Genomic DNA, 19,654 nt, shown 5'->3' on the forward strand with positions numbered 1-19,654 from the left:
GTGGTCGGCTGGCCAATCGCATCCACCCACCCGGGCGTTTGCTTGGCCGGGCCGCCGGTTCTCGGGGTGGTCGGCCTGCGTTCGGGGCATCCACCCACCCGGGCATTCGGTCGCCGGGGCGGCGGTTTTCGGGGTGGCCGGTGGGCAAGCGCCTCCGCCCACCCTGGCAGTTGCGTAGCCGGGTCGCCGGTTTTCGGGGTGGTGGGCTGGCCAGCGCACATCCACCCACCCTGGTAGTCGCTTGGCCGAGCCGCCGGTTCGTGGGGGGCTGGCCTTGAGGACAGACCCCTGGCTAGGCCGTGCGGGTCGGTTCTGATGGGTGGAGGGGTTTCGCCGCGGGTGGGGTGGTGGGTGCCTCGCCCATCAGGGCCACGACCCGCTTCGCCAGGCGGACGCTGGAGTTCCAGCTCGTGACGTCCGGGTAGACGTGCGCGGTGGTCGCCAGGAACACCGGTGCGCCGGGAACGCGGACGGCGGGTTGGGACGCGAGGAAACCCAGGGGGTACACGGGTTCGACGAACGGTGCCTTGAACACCCGTACCTCCTCCACGTCGTCGGCGGTGAGGCCCGAGTCGGCGTAGAGGGTGACCAGTTGTTCGCTCCAGCGGTGGGCGAGGGTGCGGTCGTCCTCCAGGTACAGTGGTGATCCACGGTCGGTGTAGTGCATGGCGTAGACGAGGTGGCGGCCTTCGTACGGGGTGGTTCCGGTGAGGGCGGACATCTCCACGACGCCGTCGAAGTCCGTGCCGGAGCGCAGGACCGGTGTCCAGTAGTGCCCGGACAGCGGGCGCTTGAGGAAGAACGCCGCGTTGACCACGCCCTGGTAGGACACCGACGGGCACGGCAGGTGGTCGGCGAGGTCGGCGTCGGCGATGCCGCGCAGCAGGGGCAGCGGCAGCGTGGACACCACGCGGTCGGCGTCGAGGACCTCGCCGCCCGCGGTGGTGATCCGGGCCGAGGTGGTCGTGGTGGACATGCCCACCGCGGGTGCGCGGGTGCGCACGTCGACCCCGGCGGCGCGCAGGGCGGCGGCCAGGGTGTCGATGATCCGCTTGTAGCCGCCGGTGGGGTAGCCGCGGGTGGAGACGTTGCTCTCCCGCCCCAGCCGCTGCCACACGTAGAGCGCCGGCACGTCGCCGAAGGACGCGCCGAACTTGGAGCCGAACATCGGTGCCAGCAGGGTCGTCCACACCGTCTCGCCGTAGAGGCCGCGCAGCCAGTCCTCGGTCCGCGTGGTGTCGAGGTCCTTGCCCTTGCCGAGCCTGCGCAGCAGCAGCGAGACGACACCGAAGCGCAGTCGGTCCACCGGGCCGAGGGGGGTGAAGCGCAGCAGGTCCCCGGCCGTGTTGAACGGGTGGTGGCGGCCGTCGACGACCATGCCCATCCTGGTGCGGCGCCACCGCACCTCGTCGCGCAACCCCAGTTCCCCCAACAACTCCAGGAGGTCGTCGTCGGTGGGCATGACGCAGTGGTAGAAGCGCTCCACCCACGCCTGGCGCCAGGGGAAGAACGTGCCCAGCCCGCCGAGCTGGTCGCTGCCCTCCAGCAGCGTGACCCGGTTGCCCGCGCGGGCCAGGCCGTGGGCGGCGGCGAGACCGCAGATGCCGCCGCCGAGGACGACGACGTGGTCGGGCGAGTCACGCACCGGGGCCTCGCAGCGCCCAGTGCGGCGGCGGCGCGAGCCGGTCGCGGACCAGCAGCCGCAGGTACTGCGCCAGGGTGCGGCGCAGCCGCAGCTTGCTCGCCCCGCGCTTGCGGTCGTAGCGCAGCAGCAGCGGCACCTCCCTGATCACCGGTTCGCAGTGGCGCAGCTTGAGCAGCAGCTCCACCATGCACGCGAAGCCCTTCTCCTCGACCAGCCGCTCGCCCCAGTGGCGCGCGGCGCGGTCGAGCAGGCTCACCCGGTAGGCGCGGAAGCCGCTGGTGAAGTCGGCCACGCCCTCCACCGCCACGATCCGCCGGAACAGCGCGGCGGCGCAGCGGGACAGCAGCCTGCGCACGGGCGGGGCGGTGGCGTCGTCGCCGCCGTCGACGAAGCGCGAGCAGATGACCACGTCGGCCCCGGCGGCGACCTCCGCCCACAGCGGTTCGATCAGAGCGGGGTCGTGGGTGTCGTCGGCGTCCATCACCACCACGATGTCGTCCGGGTGGGCCACCCGCAGGACCGCCCGCAGCCCCGAGTGCACGGCCTGGCCGAGGCCGCGGTTCACCTCGTGGCGCACCAACTGGAGATCCACCCCGGCGGCGCCGAGCGCCACGGCCGCGGTGTCGTCGGACGAACCGTCGTCGACCACCCAGACGGTCACCCCATCGGCGAACTCCAGCGCGGCGAACCGGTCGAGCAGCGCGGGCAGGTTCGCCGCCTCGTTGTAGGCGGGCAGCACGACGTGCGTCCGGCCGCCGTCGCGCGCGGGCCCGGTCACCTCGACCGGGCGCGGGAGCGGGATCGACACGACGCGCGGCTGAGTTTCTTCCAGTGCCACAGGTCCTCTTGTCGTAGTTCGTCGTCGAATGGCGGCGGAATGGTCCGCCCCCGGGGGCCGGCGGATGTCCGACCGACTCGCCGAAGCTTTCCCTGTGCTGCGAAAATGTGCCAGCGGACGACAATGAGATCCGAGTGTCCACGCGAAACTGTCACCGACCGGGGGATTTTCCTACCCCCAAAGAGTGACACAGCGAAACGGATGCGCTGAGTTCACTCGAATGGAGAACCATGGTCCTGTCGGTGCGGACCCCGAAGGACCGGAAACGCGACGAACCTTCGATCGCGGCACTCGCGACGACATCACCGGATCGGTGCGGGAGGAGAGGATCGCAGGATGCGGTGGGACGCGGCCGGGGGTGCACCGGCGGCAGCGGGGCGGCTCGACCGGACACGCCCGGAGGGCGGATCGCGGTGGCGGAGGTGACCGCGACGGCCACGACCCCGGTGCCCGTCCGGCGGTGGTCGCCGAGGCTGCCCGGGCGACCGGCGCGCGAGACGCCGCTGCAGGACGTGCTGCGCCGGGTCAACGCCGTGGCGGTGCTGCTGGTCGTGGTCGACGTGCTGGCCTTCGCGGGCGCGGCCGCGGTCGTGGAGCCGAACCCGGGGTGGGCGCTCGTCACCGCGGGCGCGTTGCTGGGGGTGCGCACCAGCGGGCGCGTCTACCGCAGGCGCCTGTGGCTGTCGTGGTTCCACGACCTGCCGCGGTCGATGACCACGACCATGACCGCCTTCGCGCTGAGCACCTGCCTGGCGCTGCTGGTCGGGCACCAGACCGCCGCGGCGACGGCGGTGCAGGGGACCGTGCTGCTCTTCGCGGGGGCGAGCGAGGTCGCCCGGCTGCTGGTGTTCGCGTTCGGCCGCTGGTGCAGGCGCCGGTTCGACCGCTGCGACCGGTCGATCGTGGTCGGCGCGGGCAAGGTCGGGGTCGACCTGGTGCGGACCATGCTCCAGCACCCCGAGTACGGGCTGCGGCCGGTGGGCTTCATCGACCCGCACTGCGACACCGACCACGACCGCCTGCCCGCCCCCCTCCTCGACGAGGACCTGGCCACGGCGATCCGGCGGGAGCGGGCGGGCACGGTCGTCCTGGCCTTCTCCCACGCCCAGGAGTCCCCCGTCGTCGACTCCGCCATCACCGCGCACCGCCTGGGCTGCACCACCCTCGTGGTCCCCCGCATGTTCGAGCTGTGCCCCGACGGGCTCGACGTGGAGCGGCTGCGCGGCTACCCGCTGATGCGGCTGAGCACCGCGCCCACCAGCCGCCCGAGCTGGTGGGTCAAGCGCGGCGTCGACGTGGTGCTCGCCGCCACGGCGCTGGTCGCGCTGGCGCCGGTGATCGCCCTGTGCGCGGTGGCGGTGCTGCTGGAGAGCGGTCGGCCGATCATCTTCCGGCAGGTCCGGGTGGGGATGGACAACCGCACCTTCACCATCTTCAAGCTGCGCAGCGTCCGCCAGGGCCGCGTCGACGACTCGCAGAGCCGGTGGTCGGTGGTCGGCGACGACCGGGTGGGCCCGGTGGGGCGCTTCCTGCGCCGCACGTCGCTCGACGAACTGCCGCAGCTCTGGAACATCCTGCGCGGCGACATGTCCATCGTCGGACCGCGCCCGGAGCGGCCCGGGTTCGTGCGCGAGTTCTCCGCCATCCACGAGCTGTACTGGGCGCGGCACCGGGTGCCCACCGGGTTGACCGGCCTGGCCCAGGTGAACGGCCTGCGCGGCGACACCTCGATCGCCGACCGGTCCCGGTACGACAACTACTACATCGCTAACTGGTCGCTGTGGCTGGACCTGAAGATCGTGCTGTTGACCGTGGGGGAGCTGCTGTGGCGCGGAAATCGGTGAGCCGCCGGGTGGGGCACGTGCTGCTCTGCGCGCTCGTCCTGGTCCTGTGCGGCCCCGGTTCGGGGTGCTCGTCCGGGTGGGCGGAACAGCCCGCCAAGCCCTCGCCGGTCCCGCTGGCGCCGTGCGCGTGGTGGTACGGCATCGGCAAACCGCCGGCGGACGCCGAACTCGCGCTCGCGGCCAAGCGCTACGACCTGGTGGTGTTCAACGCCACCGAGGCCGAGGCCATGCGCAAGCTGCGCAAGCTGAACCCGAAGGTCAAGATCCTGGTCTACAAGGACCTGTCGAGCACGCGCAACTACCCCGGGGCGGTGAACGGCGACACCGACGCCGACCGGCTGCCCAGCGGCATCGGGTACAACGCGGCGCGGAAGACGCACCCGGAGTGGTTCGCCGAGGACACCGCCGGGCGGCGCATCGAGTGGCGGGGCTACCCCAAGCACTGGCAGATGACCGTGTGGGACCCGGCCTACCAGAAGGCGTGGGCGGCCGCGGTCACCGAGGAGGTCGTCCGGGAGGGGTGGGACGGGGTGTTGGCGGACAACGACTTCAACTCCCTGAGCCACTACTCCCCCGCCGTGTTGAAGGGCACCAAGGACACCGCCGAGACCGACCGGGTGCTGCGCGAGGGCCTCGACGCGTTCCTCGGCGTGGCGGGCGGATCACTGCGCGACGCGGGGAAGATCTTCGTGCCCAACGTGTCGGAGACGCACCTGATCCCGGGCCGCTGGACCGCGCACTCCCGGTTCAGCGGGGCCATGGAGGAGAACTTCGGCTTCCACGACGACGGCGGCTCCGGGGAACTGCTGACCTTCCAGGGCAACGAGTGGAAGGAGCTGCGCGCCCAGGCCGCCCTCGGCGAGTCCTGGCTGCTGCTGGTGACCCGCGTGAACGACGACCGGGGCGAACGCGCCGGGTACGCCAGCGCCGCCCTGCTGGCCGGTCCCTACACCTGCTGGCTGGGCGCCACCACGCCCACCTACATGAACGCCGAGTGGTCGCGCTACCAGCAGATCGACCTCGGGGAGGCCGTCGACGCGGCGGGCCGCCAGGGCAACGGCGTGTGGACCCGGCGGTTCACCCGGGGCTGGGTCGCGGTGAACCCCACAGCCGCGAGCGTGCGCGTCACCCCGCCGACCGGGCTGGTCGACCTGGACGGGCGAGCGGTCACCGACCTGGAGTTGGCCGCGGCGGACGGCGCCGTGCTGCTCAACGCCCCGCCCGCGCCCACCCCCACGTCCGTTCCCGCGCCCACGTCCGCCGTTCCCACTCCCATCCCCGCGCCCAGCGCCGTGCCGGTTCCCACGCCCACCGCCATCCCCACCCCTGGTCCCGTTCCTAGCTCCGTTCCCGCTCCCTGACCGGCACCGGCTGCCCGCGGTCTTCCCGGGACCGCAGCAGTTCCCCGTACAACGCCAGGTGGCGGTCCGCGCAGACCTCGGGCGCGAACCGCTCCCGGGCGCGGGCGGCGAGCAGCCTGCCGGTGCGACCGGGGTCGGAATCCGCGAACAAGGCGCGCAGCACGCGTGCCAGGTCGGCGACGTTCCCGGGTTCGGCCAAGTAGGACACCGCGCCCGGGACGGCGAGCATGTCGGCCACCCCGCCGGTGTCGGTCGCCAGCACCGGTTTGCCCGCCGCCATCGCCGCGGCGACCACCAGCGGTTGCTGTTCCATCCGCGACGGCTGCACCAGCGCGTCGTGCTCGCGCAGCAACCGCGGCACGTCGGCGCGGAAGCCCAGGAACTGCACCCGCCCGGCCAGGTCGCGGCGGCGGGCCCGCCGCTGGGCGGTCTGCCGCTGGGGGCCGTCGCCGACCACGGTCAGCGTGGCACCCGCGGGCATCGTGCCGGGGGTGGCCAGGGCCTCCAGCAGGTCCAGCAGCCCCTTGCGCTCCACCAGCAGGCCCGCGAACACCAGGCGCCGCACGGGATCGGTGGGTGGGGAGCTTTCCGGCAGCCGCACGCAGTTGTCGATGTGGGTGATCCGCTCGGCGGGCACGCGCAAGCGATCGCGGAGGAAGCGGGCCATCGTGGGCGAGGGGACGACCGTGCGGTCGAGGGCGCGGGTGAGCGCGGAGTCGGCGGTGAGCACGACGCGGGTGTAGGCCGAGGGCCCCAGGGCACCGGACTGGCGGCGGAACCACGGCTCGCCGACGTCGTCGGGCACGCCGTGGTAGGTGTGGGCGACCGGGAGCCGCCGCCGCAGGCTCGCCGCGACGAGGCCCGCGCGGCGGTCCTGGGCGTGGACCACGTCCGGCTGCCAGGCCAGCAGCGCGTCGCGCACCCGCAGCCCGGCGGCGAGGTCGCCCTTGCGGGGCAGGTCGACCGCCTCGTGGTGGCCCGCGATCACGTCGGTGCCCCGGGCGGGCGGTGGGCCGAAGACCCGGACGTCGGCCTCGCCGGTGGCGAGGAGCGCCGCGGCCAGGTCCAGCGTGACGTCCACGGGGCCGCCGCGGTCTTGGGTGAGCAGGTGGGCCACGCGCAGGCGCCGGGTCACGGTGTTCCTCCCGAGGGGACGAGTTTGTCGACGAGGGTGGCGACCTGGTCGGTCATCCGGTCGAGGCTGAACAGGTGCTCGACCCGCTGCCTGCCCCGGCACCCCTCCGCGGCCGCCAGTGCCGGGTCGGTCAGCCGCCGGGCGACCGCCGCGGCCAGGGCGCCGGTGTCCCCGGCGGGGACCACCGCGCCGGGAGCGGCCACGCTCTGGCGCACCCCGCCGACGTCGAAGGCCACCACCGGGCGCCCGCAGGCCATGGCCTCCAGGGGCACCAGGGCCATCCCCTCGGCCCGGGAGGGCACCACGACCACGTCGGCGGCGGTGTAGAAGTCGGCCGGGGCGGGGCTGTGGCCCCACCACCGCACCGACGCGTGCCCGCCCGCCGGGTGCCCGGTCCGCCACGCGGCGCCCATCGGGCCGTCGCCCACCAGCAGGAGGCGGGCGTCGGGCACCTCGGCCAGGACCGACGGCCAGGCGGAGAGCAACTGGTCCTGCCCCTTGAGGTGGGCCAGGCGGCCGACGCACACCGCGGTGGGCGCGTCGGCCGGGAGGCCCAGGCGTCGTCGTGCGGCTGCCCGGTCCCCCGGCCGCAGGTGGGTGGTGTCGACCCCGTTGCACACCACTTCCGCGTCGGTGGTGACGCCCGCGGCGCGGCCCGCGGCGAGTTCGTCGTCGCTGACGCAGACCAGGTGGTGGGTCCAGCGGGAGGCCAGCCGCTCCCACCGCGAGCAGGCCAGGGCCAGCGGGCCGTCGGCGGTCTGGAACGACCACAGGTGCGGTTGGAAGATCGTCGGCCTGCCGCCGCGCAGGGCGAGCCTGCCCGCCAGCCCGGCCTTGGAGCTGTGCAGGTGCACCAGGTCGGGCGCGGCGGCGGTCAGGAGGCGGCGCAGCGCGGTCGTCTCGGCCAGGGTGCCCGGCCCCGGTCCGCGGGTCGCGGGCCAGGGGTGGACCGGGATTCCCGCGGCGCGGGCCCGCTCGGGCAGCCAACCCGACGGCGGGCAGGCGATGCCGACCGACCAGCCGAGGTCCCGCTGGGCGACGGCCAGGTGCAGGACCACAGCGGCCACGCCCGCCTCCACCGGTTGGGTCACGTGCACGACCTTCACCGGCGGTCCCCCGTGCGCGCGGGGGTGTCGCGGGAAGGCCGTGGGCTGACCGCGCGCAGCTCGCTCAGGGTGCCGCGCTGGGTCAGCAGGGTGGCGCCGGTGTAGACCAGCACCAGCACCGCGCCTTCGACGAGCGTTCCCCCGAGGGTCTGGGGCACGCCGACCACGGTCATGACCAGCGCCGCCGCCGCGCACAGCAGCCCGGAGCAGGCCACGCCCGCTCCCATGCGGGTCAGTTCGGCGAGCGGGAAGGCCACCGCCGAGCGCACCATCACCCACCAGGTGAGGGCGACCAGCGCCCAGGCGACGACCACCTGGGTGAGCGCGACGGCGGCCATGCCGTGCCGGGTGGCGAACACCAGGCCCGCGGTGAACGCGACCAGGTGGGCGGTCTCCAGCGCGAGGTAGCGCCGGGGGTGCCCGGCGGCCTTGATCGCCTGGTACCAGACCTGGAGGATGCTGATCGCCACTCCGTAGGCGCACAGCAGCACCAGCACCCCGGCGGCGGGTGCCCAGCGCTCGCCGAGCAGGGTCACCCGGTCCGCCAGCAGGGCGGTGATCAGGTACAGCCCGCCGGTGAGGACCAGGACCGCCCTGGTGAACCGGCTGACCGCCGTGGGCAGCTCGTCGCGGCGGCGGGTGCGCAGCAGCGTGGTGAACACCGGGAAGGCGACCGCGCCGAGCACGACGGCCACGGCGATGTAGGGCATCCAGGCGATCCGGTAGGCCAGCGAGTACAGCCCGACCGCGTCGGGGCCCAGCACGCGGCCGATGGCCAGGTAGTCGAGGTTCACCAGCAGGATGGCCACGATCGCGGCCGGGCCCACGACGGCGATCCAGCGCAGGGACTCCCGCGCGGCGGCGGTGTCCCAGCCGGGGACCGACCGCACGCCCATCGCGGCGCCGAGCAGCGGTTGGGCCACCGCCGTGGCCACCACGCCGATCACCACCGACTGCGGCCCCCACCCGTTGAGCGCCAGCAGGACCGTGACCACCGCGCCGAGGATGGCGCTCCCGGCGTCGGGCAGGAGGCGGCGGCGGAAGTCCAGGTCGCGGTGCATCAGGGCCATCTGCACGCCGCCGATCGCCGAGAACGGCAGGCTCACCGCCGCCAACCGCACCAGGGAGGCCGCTTCCGGCCCGCCCACGGCGGTCGCGATCGGCTGCGCGGCGAGCGCGAGCGCCAGGGCGAGGGCGGCGCTGACGCCCACGCTGAGGGTCAGCACGGTGCCCGCGACCCGCTTCGGGTCGCCCTCGGTGCGGCTGATGACGTCGTAGACGCCCATGGACTGCACCACCTGGCCGATGTTCACCAGCGCGACGGTCAGTGCCACCGAGCCGAGTTCGCCCTCGGTGAGCAGGGCCGCCAGCGCCAGCGTCACCACGGCCTGGCTGCCCTTGCTGAGCACGTTGGTCAGCCCCAGCCACAGCGATCCGCGCATCGCGCGGGCGCCCAGCACCCCGGTCACGCGGTCGTCCCCGCGGACAGGTCCGCCGCGGCGGGTCGGGGGGTCCTCGTGGCCCGGACGGCGAAGGCGACCAGCAGCACCCAGGCCGCGATCACCGCGACGCCGTCGACGGTCACCGAGGCCCGGCCGCCGAGCACGGCGCTGATCGCGGTGTCCACCACGTGCAGGTGCAGGAAGGGCACGGCCAGCGCGACCAGCGCCAACCCGACCGCGCGCCACCGCCTGCGCCGCCACGCCACCGCCGCGGCGGCCATGGCGGGCACCGCCAGCAGCACGTCACCGGGCTGGTGGACCACGGTGACCACCACGGCCACGCCGGTCAGCAGGTCGGCCACCGCGCCCGTGTCGAACCCGGAGTCGGTGTCGGCCAGGGCGTCCAGCCGCCGCACGAGCACCGCGCTCACCCCGAGGACGCCGATCAGCACGGCGGGCTCGATGCCCGGTGGCAGCCACCCGGTGAGGCGGAAGAACACCGCGGCGACGTCGACCCGCTGGGCGGTCGGGGAATCCACCGCGCCGTAGTCGGTGCCGGTGGCGTTGGCGAGGTTGGCCGTGATGGCGTCGAGGAACGGGCCGATGCCGCCGCCGCGCACGACGAGCAGCGCGACCACCGGCAGGCTCGCGGCCGCGGCGAGCGCGGTCCCGGTCAGCGCCACCCGCCGCGACCCGCGCGCCAGCAGCAGCACGGTGAGCGGGAGCCCGAACTGCGGTTTGAGCCAGGCCACCGCCAGGGCGAGCGACGCCCAGCGCGGGGAACTCGACCGCAGCGCCAGCGCCCCGGCCGCACCGAGGGCGACCAGCGGGTTGACCTGCCCGAGGTAGAGCTGGGCCTTGCCGACCTGGCTGAACACCAGCAGCGCGGCGATCACCGCCGTGCCCAGGGCCAGCGGGAGCGGGACCCGCAGGCGGACCCGGCTGGCCGCCAGCGCCGCGAGCAGCACCAGCAGCAGCACCGACGTGAGGCCGTAGGCCACGGCGCCGACGTGGTAGTCCCCCAGCGCGAACGGCAGGTGCAGCACCAGGTGGTAGGGCTGGTAGAGGTTGAAGCCCTGGCGCACCGGCCAGTTCCCGAACATCACCGCCGGGTCGTAGGGGTTGCCGCCCGCGAGGAATTCGCGGATCGGGAAGTAGAGCGCGTCGCGGAAGTCCTGCATCCGCACCTCGGCCAGGTTGGCCCCGGTCGGCAGCGGCACCTGCCACGCCGGGCGCAGCGCCCACCAGGCACCGGCCGCGCCCAGCACGGCCGCGACGGCGGTGAGCAGCGCGGAGCGGGATCGGGTCATCGGGGTGTTCACGCCAGCACCACCGCCACCAGGGTCGAAGAAGTGGGCAACACCGAGAGCACGGTCGCCAGTTCGTCCTGGCGCCTGCGACCGCCGTGGGTCATCGCGACCACCGCGGCGCCCTCGGCGGTCCCCTGACCGGCCTCGGCCAACCGCCGGGTCATGCTCCGGGCGCGTTTGCCCAGGTCCGGGGCGACCGCCACCACCTGGGCCGGTCGGGCCGCCGCGGTGCACAGGGCCAGGAGCCGTTCGTGCAGCGCCGGGTCAGCCTCGCGCAGGGTGGCCACCCGGTGGTGCACGCCCGCGCCGGCCAGCGCCGCGCGCACGGCGCGGGTGTCGGCGCCGGTCCCGCGCAGGGAGCGCAGCGCGGCGGTCGCCACCCCCGCCACCACGGCCGCGACCAGGGCCATGCCCCAGATCAGCGCCCAGTCCGGGGCCACCCTGGTGACGTCGGGCCGCTCGTCGAGCAGCCGCAGCGTGCCCGCCGGGGCCAGCAGGTCCGCCCGCATCAGCTCCTTGGCGACGGCCAGGACCGCGGCGGCGGCCTGATCGGCCGAGGAACCGCGCAGCGACAGCCTGGTCAGGCCCGAGGCCGGGACCAGTTCCACGGCCACGTGCGCGGCCAGGTCCTCGGTGGAGGTCCCGGTCGCCGTGGCGGCGGCCTGCAACACCGACGGGGTCCGGGCCAGTTCGACCAGGGCGGGCAGCGCCAGGGCGACGACCTCGCCGTAGGCGACCTCCCCGGTGCCGTCGGCCTTCGCCGCCGCAGGCACCACGAGCAGGCCGACGCGGCCCTCGTACTGGTCGTCCTGCCCGGCGCCCGCCACCAGCACGAGCGCGCCGACGAGCACCCCGACGCCCACGCCCTCGACGGTGGGTCGCCCGATCCGGCCGAGCACCCGGCGCACCGCGGCGAGCGCGTTCATCGGCGCACCCCCGCCAGGGCGCCGCGCAGGAGCCGGTCGTAGGAGGCCATGAGCGCCCGCGGGTCGTGCCCGCGGTGCGCGGCCTCGCGCCCGGCGGCGGCCACGGCGGCCCGCTCCTCCGGGTCGAACAGCAGCGCCCGCAGGGCGTCGGCGGTCGCGGCCGGGTCGCGGCGGGGGACCAGGAGGCCGCCACCGGGTTCGAGGACTTCGCGGACCCCGTCCACGTCGGTCGCCACCACCGCCCGGCCCGCCGCCAGCGACTCCAGCACGGCGATGGGCATCCCCTCCCAGTCGCTGGTGAGGACGGTGAGGTCGGCGGCGGTCAGCAGGTCGGGGACGTCGTCGCGGTCGCCGAGGAACCGGACGCCGTCGCCGAGGCCGAGTTCGTCGCGCAGCCGCTCCAGCTCGCCGCGCAGGCTGCCGTCGCCCGCCAGCAGCAGCACCGCGTCGCCGTCGAGGGCGGCCCACGCGCGCAGCAGCACGTCGTGGCGCTTCTGCGGTTCCAGGCGGGCCACGCACAGCGCCACCGGGGTGCGCGGCGCGATCCCGAGGCAGGCGCGGACCGCGGCGCCGTTGCGGGTGGGCGTGTGCGGGAAGACCGCGTTGGGGATCACCACCGGGTCCGGGGTGCGCAGTCCCGCCACCCGCAGCCGGTCGGCGGTCGCGGTGGCCACGGTGACGACCGCGGCGGAGGTGTGCCGCAGGATGCGGGTGGTGGCGCCGTAGTCGGTGTCGGCGACCCCGTGGAAGACCGTCAGCAGCGGCGGCTTGCGCCCGGGGAGCATGGCGAGCCTGGTCACCACGCTGGCGGACACGTTGTGGGCGAGCACGACGTCGGGGGCGAAGCCGCGCAGGGCCGCCTTGGTCGCGGTGGCCGCCCGCAGCAGGCCGCCCGCCCGGCGGCGGGGCACCGGGACCGGGAACGTGGACACCCCGCGCCCGCGCAGCGCCTCGGCCCGGTAGCCGCCACCGCTGGCCACGGCCGATTCCCAGCCGAACTCACCGCCCGCGGTGACCATGCCCGCGACCAGCGCCTCGGCGCCCCCGCTGCCCATCTCACTGATCACGTGAAGAACCCGCACCGAGAACCTTTCTTCGACGAACACGCAGATCGGCCGCCGCGGCGAGCGCCGCCAGCAGCCACAACGGCAGGTAGTACTGCTCGGACAGGAAGCACGAGGCGACCGCCGTGGCGATCAGGCCCGCCTGCACGGCGAGCATCGGCGCGCGGTCCGCGCCCGCGCGCAGGACGCGTTCGGCGGCCACCAGCGCCACCGCGGCCATCCCGGCGAAGAGCGCGAAGGCGGGCAGGCCGAGTTCGGCGGCCACCTCGATGAACATGTTGTGCGCGACCGGGGTCTGCTCGGCGATCTCGGCGTTGTGCGAGAACGCGGCGTACCCGCTGCGGAAGCCGCCCGGCCCCACCCCGAGGACCGGGTTCTCGGCGAGCATCCGCAGGGCCGCGCGCCACCGGATCTCCCGAGTGTCCACATTGGACGCGGCGATGAAGCTCTTCTCCTGCAGCGCCCGCGCCAGCACCTGCCCCCCGGTGGCCACGGCGGCGGCGACGAGTGCGGCGAGCCCGGTGAAGGCGACGGCCACCGCGCGCGGCGGCAGCGCCCGCCGCGCCAGCAGCCAGGTCCCGGCGGCCAGCAGCGCCAGTCCCCCGCCACGGGAGAAGGTCGCGGCCATCCCGGCGAGCAGGACGACCGCGGCACCCACGAGCAGGGCCACCGGGGCGCCGCGCACCCCGCGCCCCGGGCGCAGCGCGATCAGCAGGGGCAGGGCCACCGCGAGGACGAAGGCCAGGTCGTTCGGGTCCTGCAACGGGCCGGTCGCCCTCGGGGAGCCCTCGACGACCAGGCTGTAGAGCGCGCCCGCCCCGGCCACCACGGCCCCGCACACGTACGCCCCCATCAGCGCGCGCACGGTCACCTCGCGCGCGGCCAGGTCGACCAGCAGCGCGGTGAGCACGAGGAACGGCAGCCACCGCTGGGTGTACTCCCAGGCGAACGGCGCCTGGGTGTGCGCCGCGGCCGAGACCAGCAGCAGCGCGGTGAGCGCCGCCAGGACGAGGTGCAGCGGGTGCACCAGGGGAACCCGCCGCTGCCGCACCCGGACCACCACGTAGGACACGATCAGCAGGGCGGGCGCCAGCTTCGCCAGTTGCCCGTGCACGGCGGTGAGGTAGCCCTCCACCGGGGCCAGCGCCACCGCGGCGCAGGCCAGTGCGCGCAGCCACCACGTCGAGGCGGTGGCAGCGGAGCGGGTTCCGCGCGCCACCAGCGGGGGCGCGCTCACCAGCCGCGCTCCGCGAGGCGGGCGTCGCGCACGCGCCGGGGCACGCCGCCGCGGCGCAGGTGCTCGCCGGTGCCGACCACCTCGAAGTGCCTGCCCAGCTCGGCGAGCACCCACCCGAGCAGGGCGACCTTCTCCCCGGTGGGCACCGCCATGCCGGGGAAGAACTCCATGCCCGGGGCGTCGGCGCCGCCGAGCACGTCGGTGGGGTGCAGCAGCAGCGAGGGGGCGACCCCGAGGGCGCGGCACAGCCGCAGCGCCGAGGCGAAGTAGGCCCTGGCCAGCCGGGGTGAGGCCTGGTGCAGGTGCAGGAGGTAGGCGCCGTGGACGGGGACGCGCGCCAGCGGCATCGTCGTCACCGGCAGCTCGGCCAGCCCGGTGTGCGAGCCGACCCGCCATCGGTAGGCGGTGTTCGGCGCCCACACCCGGCCGACGCCGCCGAACAGCTCGTCGCGGCTCTCGGACGCCCCGGCCCGGGTGCCGCGGTTGTGGTGGCGGCGGGCCAGCGGGCCGATCCAGGTGGGCAGCGTGCTCGCGTCGTAGGTGTAGCCCCGGTCGACCAGCGCGGCCAGGAGCGCGCTGGAGACGCTGTAGCCCGGTCCGCGGAAGCCGAGGGGCCGGGGGGCGCCCGCCGCGACGATCGCCTCCTCGGTCCGGCCCAGTTCCTCGTCGAGCCGGGCGCGGCTGTAGCGGTGCAGCCGGGGTTCGTGGCCGTGGGAGTGGTTGGCGACCTCGCACCCTGCGGCGGTGATCGCGGCGACGGCCTTCGCACCGTCCTCGCGCTCGGCGTCGGCGCCGACGACGAACACCGTTGGCCGCACCCGGTGCTCGCCGAAGACCTCCAGCAGCCGGGGCACCGCGGTGGGCAGGAAGCTGGGCATCCGCGCCCAGTCGGGGTCCCCGTGGGTCCTGCGGTAGGCCCACAGGTTGTCCAGGTCCAGCGAGAGGCTGGCGACGGGCCGGTCGCTCACACCGCCTCCGAGGGCACGACCGCGGGCGCCACCGCGCGGGAGACCAGCCCCAGCACGACCACGCCGAGCAGGACGGACAGCAGACCCGCGACCACCCACCACTGCCGCCCCGGCACGACCCGGTCGCCCAGCACGGCCAGGCCCACCGCGGAGGTCAGCACCACGGTGACGGCGTCCATCGGCGCCACCGCCGCCGTGGACGAGGAGCGGGAGAGCCCCACGGACAGGCACGCCTGCCCGACGAGCGCGGCGGCCACCATCACCCACGCCAGGGGGCGCAGCGGCAATTGCGCGAGCGGTCCGGCGGCCAGCGACCGGCCGCTGACCGCGACCACCGCGAACGCCGCCCCGGCGAGCACGACCAGCGACGTCACCGCGGCGGACCGGCAGGCGAGCACGGCCAGGACGGCGATGGCGGCCACCGCCGCGAGCAGGAACAGGTCGGCCCCGGGCGGCAGGGGGCGGGCGGGCGACGGCGTCGCCGAGGCGGCCAGCAGCACCAGCCCGAAGGCCATGACCAGCAGGACGACCACCTCCACCACCCGCACCCGCCACCCCAGCGCCAGGAACCCGACGACGACGGCCAGCCCGACCGCGCACGACGCCCCGGCCTGCACCAGGTAGAGCGGCAGCGAGGCGCGGGCGAGGAAGGCGAGCAGGAAGCCGCCCACCTGGGCGGCGAACCCGACCAGGTAGAGCCGGTCGCGGACCAGCCGGGCGAACAGCCCGACCCCCGCGGAGCCCACGGCGGGCGCGGAGTCCACCGCGCGCCGGGCCGCGGCGCGCTGGGCGACGATCCCCACGCCGTACATCGCCGTGGACGCGGCGAGTTCGACGTGGCCGAGCACTGTGACGACTCCTCAAGAACGCTCACCGGATTTTGCCCGCCGGTGCACAACGAGACCGCGATCCCATCACCGACGACGGGCAATGCGTTGCTCGACCGAAGAACACCGAGAAACGTACTTCACCCCGGTCGCGAACGCCCGGTACCAGCGAGTGAAAGAGTTCAGCCGTTCGATACCTTGACGATCGATTTCCGCAAATGGCGATTATTCGGCTCGACGGAGGGCGAACGGGTGCGCCCGACCTCGGGAGGTCGGGGAGTCGTGCCCGCGGCAGGTCAGGGCGCGGGGTCGCGCCCCGGTGCGGTCAGCAGCGACAGCAGGACGTCCATGACGTCGGCCCGCACGGCGTCGCCAGACACCTCCTGGCGCTCGGCCGCGATGAGCACCCGCTCGTTGATCGCCGCGAGCGCGGCCTGCCACATGTCCTCGCCCAGCATCGCGGCGCGCTCGCTGACCTGACCCAGGACCGCCGCCCAGCGCCGGTAGGCCCGCCGCCGGGCGGCCAGGGCGCGCGGTCCGGCGCGGACGATCTCGACCACGAACACGGTGATCACGGACGGGTCGGCGGCGACCGCGGCGAGGTAGACCCCGACCCCGGTCTCCAGGCGCCGGACCCAGTCGTCGCGCGGGTCCACCGCCTCGTCGATGCGGCGCAGCACGGCCTCGGACGCCCCCTCGTAGGCGGTGACGAAGCACTCCTCCTTGTCGGCGAAGCACTCGTAGAAGGTTCGCCGCGACACCATCGCCCGCGCCACGACGTCACCGATCGTGGTGTCGGCGTAGCCCTTGGTGGCGACCACCTGGAGCACGGCCCCGAGCAGCCTGCGCCGGTGCGCCTCCGCCGAGGGTCCAGGGGTGGTCGTACCCGATCCTGCCATGGCATCCTCGCTGTTGATACGTACAAGTACCAAAGAGCCCTAGACGGCGTTCTTTGTCGTTCCAGAGCAAAGTGGAGGGCGCGGAGCGCGCTACTCCCACCCACTCGGCCCACCTGGGGGCAACATCTTCGACCTGCATTTTCGTCGAGTTGCGCGCAAATCCAAGTAGCACTTGAAGTGCGGTTTCCTCGGTCGGTAACTTCCGGTACGACCCATTTCCTCTAGCCCTGAACCGTATTTCGAGGAGCCATCGCATGTCCGGACGACGACGTCGCAATTCCCTGCTACGCAAAGGACTGGCCCTCACGGCGACCGCTGCTGCCGTGGTGGCCCTGACCTCCGCGGGACCCGCGCAAGCGCTGAACATCCCGGACGTCCCCGCCATCGGTGTGGACACCGGCCGCTTCAACCTCCCCATCAGCTGCGCCATCACCCTGCCCGACCTGGCCGGGATCAAGATCCTGGACCTGGGCACCAGCGTCGACGTCCAGGGCGTGGTCACCACCAGCCTCGGCCCCGGCCAACAGTTCTACCTGACCCAGGGCTCGGGCTTCATCGAATTCCCCACCTGGCTGAGCGAGCTGGCGGCCGCCGTCGGCATCAACCGGGTGGACGCGACCATCACCGAGCTGGACATCAGCGCGTCCAACTCGACCCCGCCGAGCATCAACGTCGCGGAGAAGCCGCAGACCATCATCGACATCCCGATCGAGTCGGGCAAGCCGCTCGTCGTCGGCCTGCCCCTGGAGGGCACCTTCGACGTCGGCCCGTACACCGCGCCGAACAGCGGCACCACGACGCTGGCGTTCGACCAGGCGGTCGCCCACGTCACCCTGAAGGCGTCGTGGGGCCTGCAGATCAAGGTCGACGCCAAGTGCCTGCCCACCGCGGGCAACGCGCTGCTGACCCTCGGCATCGGCGGGGCCCCCGGCCAGCCGCCGTCGAAGATCACCGGTGCGCCGCTGAACTTCCCGCCGGTCGCCCCCGAGTTCCTCGACGGCATCATCAACGCCCCCTACAAGTGCACCTTCGGCGGGGAGAGCATCGACGCGGGCATCGCGGTCGGTGGCACCATCCCGCTGTCGGTCACGCGGAACGGGTCGATGTCGTTCACCAAGGCGTCGGGTGCGCTCACCATCCCGAAGGCGACCGTGAACAAGCTGCTCGACATGGGCTTCAAGGGCAGCTTCTCCGGTGTGGTGAACGAGCTGAACCTCAACGTGCGCGGTGGCACGCCCGCGGTCCAGAACGTGGCCGAGGGCATCACCATCCCCAGCACGCCGCTGGTCCGGGACAAGGACATCATCCTGTCCCTGCCCACGACCGGCACCATCACCGCCGGTCCGTTCCGCCCGACGGCGACCTCGGAGAGCGTCGCCATCTCCCTGGGCACCGCGAAGGCCACCTTCCGGTTCGACGGCAACGCGGGTGAGATCGCGATCAACTGCGCCAAGCCGTTCCCGGAGGTCTTCCTCGTCGAGAACCCGGTCACCTGATCCACTGATCGACTGACCGACTGATCGACCCGGCCTGTGGCCCCGTCTCCGGGGTCACAGGCCGGGTTTTTCCCGCACCGGGGTCAGGCCGCCGCGCCCCGCGCCCGCTGCCCGGGCAGGCGGGTGGCGGCCAGGGCGGCGAGGGCGGTCAGGGCGAGCACCCACCAGAAGGTGTCGCCGAAGGCCGCGGCGGCGTCCGGCCCGCGACCGGTCAGCCGGGTTTGCAGGACGACGGCGAGGACCGCGGTGCCCACCGAGCCGCCGAGGGTGTTGAGCAGGTTCAGCGCACCCGCCGCGCGCGGCAGGTGCGCCGGTTCGACGCCGCGGTAGGCCAAGGCCAGCACCGGGGCACCGATCATGGCGGCGCCGAGACCCCGGACCAGCAGGGACACCGCGATCGCGGCGTCCGGGACGTCGTGGCCGAGCTGGGTGAACACGGCGGTCCCCAGCGCCACGAGGGTGATCCCGCCCAGGACCAGCGTGCGGGCGGCGAGGCGGTGCACGACCCGGCTCACCCACAGCGAGCCCGCGGCGGCGCCGAGCCCCTGGGGCGCGAGCAGGAGTCCCGTCTCCCACGCCGTCAGGCCGCCCGCGCCTTGCAGGTAGAGCGGCAGCAGGAACATCGTGCCGAACACGGAGGCACCCAGGACCACCAGCGCCACCGCCGCGACCCCCAGCGGGGGGCGGGTGAACAGGCGCGGGTCGATCAGCGGCACCCGAGTGGTCCGCAGCCCGTGCACGACGAAGGCCACCAGCATCACCGCCCCCACGGCGACCGCGGCGACCGCCACGCCCAGCGGGACGGCCCGGCCCCGGCCGACCTCGGTCAGGCCGAAGACGAGCACGGCCAACCCGGGTGCGAGCAGGGCGGCGCCGCGCAGGTCGAACGGGGCGCGCGGCTCGACCGGCGCCGAGGCGGGGACGCAGCGGCGCACCAGCAGCAGCGCGACCGCGCCGACGGGCACGTTCACCAGGAACAGCCACGGCCAGGACGCCGCGCCCAGGATGGCGCCACCCGCGAGCGGCCCCAGGACCGGGGACAGCAGCGGCACCACGCCCACCACGCTGATCACCCGGCCGATGCGGTCGCGGCCCGCGGCGCGGGCCAGCAGCGCCTGCCCCACCGGTGGCAGCAACCCGCCCGCGAGGCCCTGGAGCACGCGGAAGGCGATCAGGCTGGGCAGCGACCAGGCCAGCGCGCACAGCGCCGACGCCACCAGGAACACCGCGACCGCCACCGCCCAGGTGCGCCGCCCGCCGAACCGGTCGGCCAGCCAACCCGAGGCCGGGACGGCGGCGACCACGGCCAGCAGGTAGGCCGTGCTGACCCACTGGATGCCGGTGACCGACGCGTCGAACCGGTCGACCAGCACGTCCAGGGCGACCGAGACGATGGTGGTGTCCAGGGTGGCCATGAAGGTGCCGAGCACCAGCACGAAGGCCGTGCGCCATAGCGCCGCGTCCACCACCGGCGCAGCCGGTACCGTGCGCTCACTCACGACAACTCCCCCACCACTCGATCGACACCCTCACCGAACAGGCCACGCAAAGCACAC

At 74.3% G+C, this 19,654-nt stretch carries 16 protein-coding genes; 3 read left to right on the plus strand and 13 right to left on the minus strand.

Annotated features, from left to right (window positions below; genetic code table 11):
* Positions 1–292 precede the first annotated feature (292 nt).
* Positions 293–1,645, minus strand: a complete 1,353-nt coding sequence (locus tag UO65_RS27040; protein ID WP_052021837.1) for an FAD-dependent oxidoreductase — start codon at positions 1,643–1,645, stop codon at positions 293–295.
* Positions 1,638–2,453, minus strand: coding sequence for a glycosyltransferase (locus tag UO65_RS27045; protein ID WP_233427859.1), 816 nt, complete (start codon positions 2,451–2,453; stop codon positions 1,638–1,640). Before UO65_RS27045 ends, UO65_RS27040 begins: the two co-directional genes overlap by 8 nt.
* 452 nt (positions 2,454–2,905) lie before the next feature.
* Here UO65_RS27045 and UO65_RS27050 point away from each other — a divergent pair, with 452 nt between their 5' ends.
* Both UO65_RS27050 and UO65_RS27055 read left to right on the plus strand, forming a co-directional pair.
* The gene (locus UO65_RS27050) at positions 2,906–4,327 is read left to right on the plus strand and encodes a sugar transferase (protein ID WP_233427860.1); all 1,422 of its coding nucleotides are present in this window, start codon (positions 2,906–2,908) and stop codon (positions 4,325–4,327) included.
* Complete coding sequence (locus UO65_RS27055) at positions 4,309–5,688, plus strand: putative glycoside hydrolase (protein WP_084176300.1); 1,380 nt, start codon at positions 4,309–4,311, stop codon at positions 5,686–5,688. The genes UO65_RS27050 and UO65_RS27055 overlap by 19 nt, the downstream gene beginning before the upstream one ends.
* Here UO65_RS27055 and UO65_RS27060 read toward each other — a convergent pair.
* The 10 genes from UO65_RS27060 to UO65_RS33735 form a co-directional block, all read right to left on the minus strand.
* On the minus strand, positions 5,666–6,823 hold the full coding sequence (locus tag UO65_RS27060) for a glycosyltransferase family 4 protein (RefSeq protein ID WP_233427861.1): 1,158 nt from the start codon (positions 6,821–6,823) through the stop codon (positions 5,666–5,668). The two genes, UO65_RS27055 and UO65_RS27060, sit on opposite strands and share 23 nt — an antisense overlap.
* Positions 6,820–7,914: a glycosyltransferase gene (locus UO65_RS27065; protein WP_233427862.1), complete on the minus strand. Its 1,095-nt coding sequence runs from the start codon at positions 7,912–7,914 to the stop codon at positions 6,820–6,822. Before UO65_RS27065 ends, UO65_RS27060 begins: the two co-directional genes overlap by 4 nt.
* An 11-nt stretch (positions 7,915–7,925) precedes the next feature.
* Complete coding sequence (locus tag UO65_RS27070) at positions 7,926–9,398, minus strand: oligosaccharide flippase family protein (RefSeq protein WP_052021840.1); 1,473 nt, start codon at positions 9,396–9,398, stop codon at positions 7,926–7,928.
* Positions 9,395–10,693, minus strand: coding sequence for a glycosyltransferase 87 family protein (locus UO65_RS27075; protein ID WP_233427863.1), 1,299 nt, complete (start codon positions 10,691–10,693; stop codon positions 9,395–9,397). The genes UO65_RS27070 and UO65_RS27075 overlap by 4 nt, the downstream gene beginning before the upstream one ends.
* On the minus strand, positions 10,690–11,607 hold the full coding sequence (locus tag UO65_RS27080; RefSeq protein WP_084176301.1) for a hypothetical protein: 918 nt from the start codon (positions 11,605–11,607) through the stop codon (positions 10,690–10,692). Before UO65_RS27080 ends, UO65_RS27075 begins: the two co-directional genes overlap by 4 nt.
* Entirely contained in the window at positions 11,604–12,674 is a 1,071-nt protein-coding gene (locus UO65_RS27085; RefSeq protein ID WP_233427864.1) for a glycosyltransferase, read from the minus strand. The genes UO65_RS27080 and UO65_RS27085 overlap by 4 nt, the downstream gene beginning before the upstream one ends.
* Complete coding sequence (locus UO65_RS27090) at positions 12,664–13,908, minus strand: O-antigen ligase family protein (protein ID WP_233427865.1); 1,245 nt, start codon at positions 13,906–13,908, stop codon at positions 12,664–12,666. Before UO65_RS27090 ends, UO65_RS27085 begins: the two co-directional genes overlap by 11 nt.
* Positions 13,905–14,876 carry a polysaccharide deacetylase family protein gene (locus UO65_RS27095; protein WP_035287935.1) on the minus strand — a complete coding sequence of 324 codons (972 nt, stop codon included), beginning with the start codon at positions 14,874–14,876 and terminating at the stop codon, positions 13,905–13,907. Before UO65_RS27095 ends, UO65_RS27090 begins: the two co-directional genes overlap by 4 nt.
* Complete coding sequence (locus UO65_RS27100; RefSeq protein WP_035287939.1) at positions 14,873–15,724, minus strand: hypothetical protein; 852 nt, start codon at positions 15,722–15,724, stop codon at positions 14,873–14,875. Before UO65_RS27100 ends, UO65_RS27095 begins: the two co-directional genes overlap by 4 nt.
* Before the next feature lie 275 nt (positions 15,725–15,999).
* Positions 16,000–16,602, minus strand: coding sequence for a TetR/AcrR family transcriptional regulator (locus UO65_RS33735; protein ID WP_084176302.1), 603 nt, complete (start codon positions 16,600–16,602; stop codon positions 16,000–16,002).
* 254 nt (positions 16,603–16,856) lie between these two features.
* Between UO65_RS33735 and UO65_RS27110 the strand changes: the two genes are divergently transcribed.
* Positions 16,857–18,098, plus strand: coding sequence for a hypothetical protein (locus UO65_RS27110; RefSeq protein WP_035287942.1), 1,242 nt, complete (start codon positions 16,857–16,859; stop codon positions 18,096–18,098).
* 83 nt (positions 18,099–18,181) lie between these two features.
* On the opposite strand, the gene UO65_RS27115 is transcribed toward UO65_RS27110, so the two are convergent.
* The gene (locus UO65_RS27115; RefSeq protein WP_035287945.1) at positions 18,182–19,597 is read right to left on the minus strand and encodes an MDR family MFS transporter; all 1,416 of its coding nucleotides are present in this window, start codon (positions 19,595–19,597) and stop codon (positions 18,182–18,184) included.
* Between the last annotated feature and the right edge of the window lie 57 nt (positions 19,598–19,654).

Source organism: Actinokineospora spheciospongiae, from assembly GCF_000564855.1.
In the GTDB taxonomy this organism is placed as follows: Bacteria; Actinomycetota; Actinomycetes; order Mycobacteriales; family Pseudonocardiaceae; genus Actinokineospora; species Actinokineospora spheciospongiae.

What these genes read in the sequence shown, in the direction of transcription:
- UO65_RS27080 (WP_084176301.1), bottom strand. Translation starts at nt 11,607, where the DNA reads ATGAACGCGCTCGCCGCGGTGCGCCGGGTGCTCGGCCGGATCGGGCGA.
- UO65_RS33735 (WP_084176302.1), bottom strand. Translation starts at nt 16,602, where the DNA reads ATGGCAGGATCGGGTACGACCACCCCTGGACCCTCGGCGGAGGCGCAC.
- UO65_RS27110 (WP_035287942.1), top strand. Translation starts at nt 16,857, where the DNA reads ATGTCCGGACGACGACGTCGCAATTCCCTGCTACGCAAAGGACTGGCC.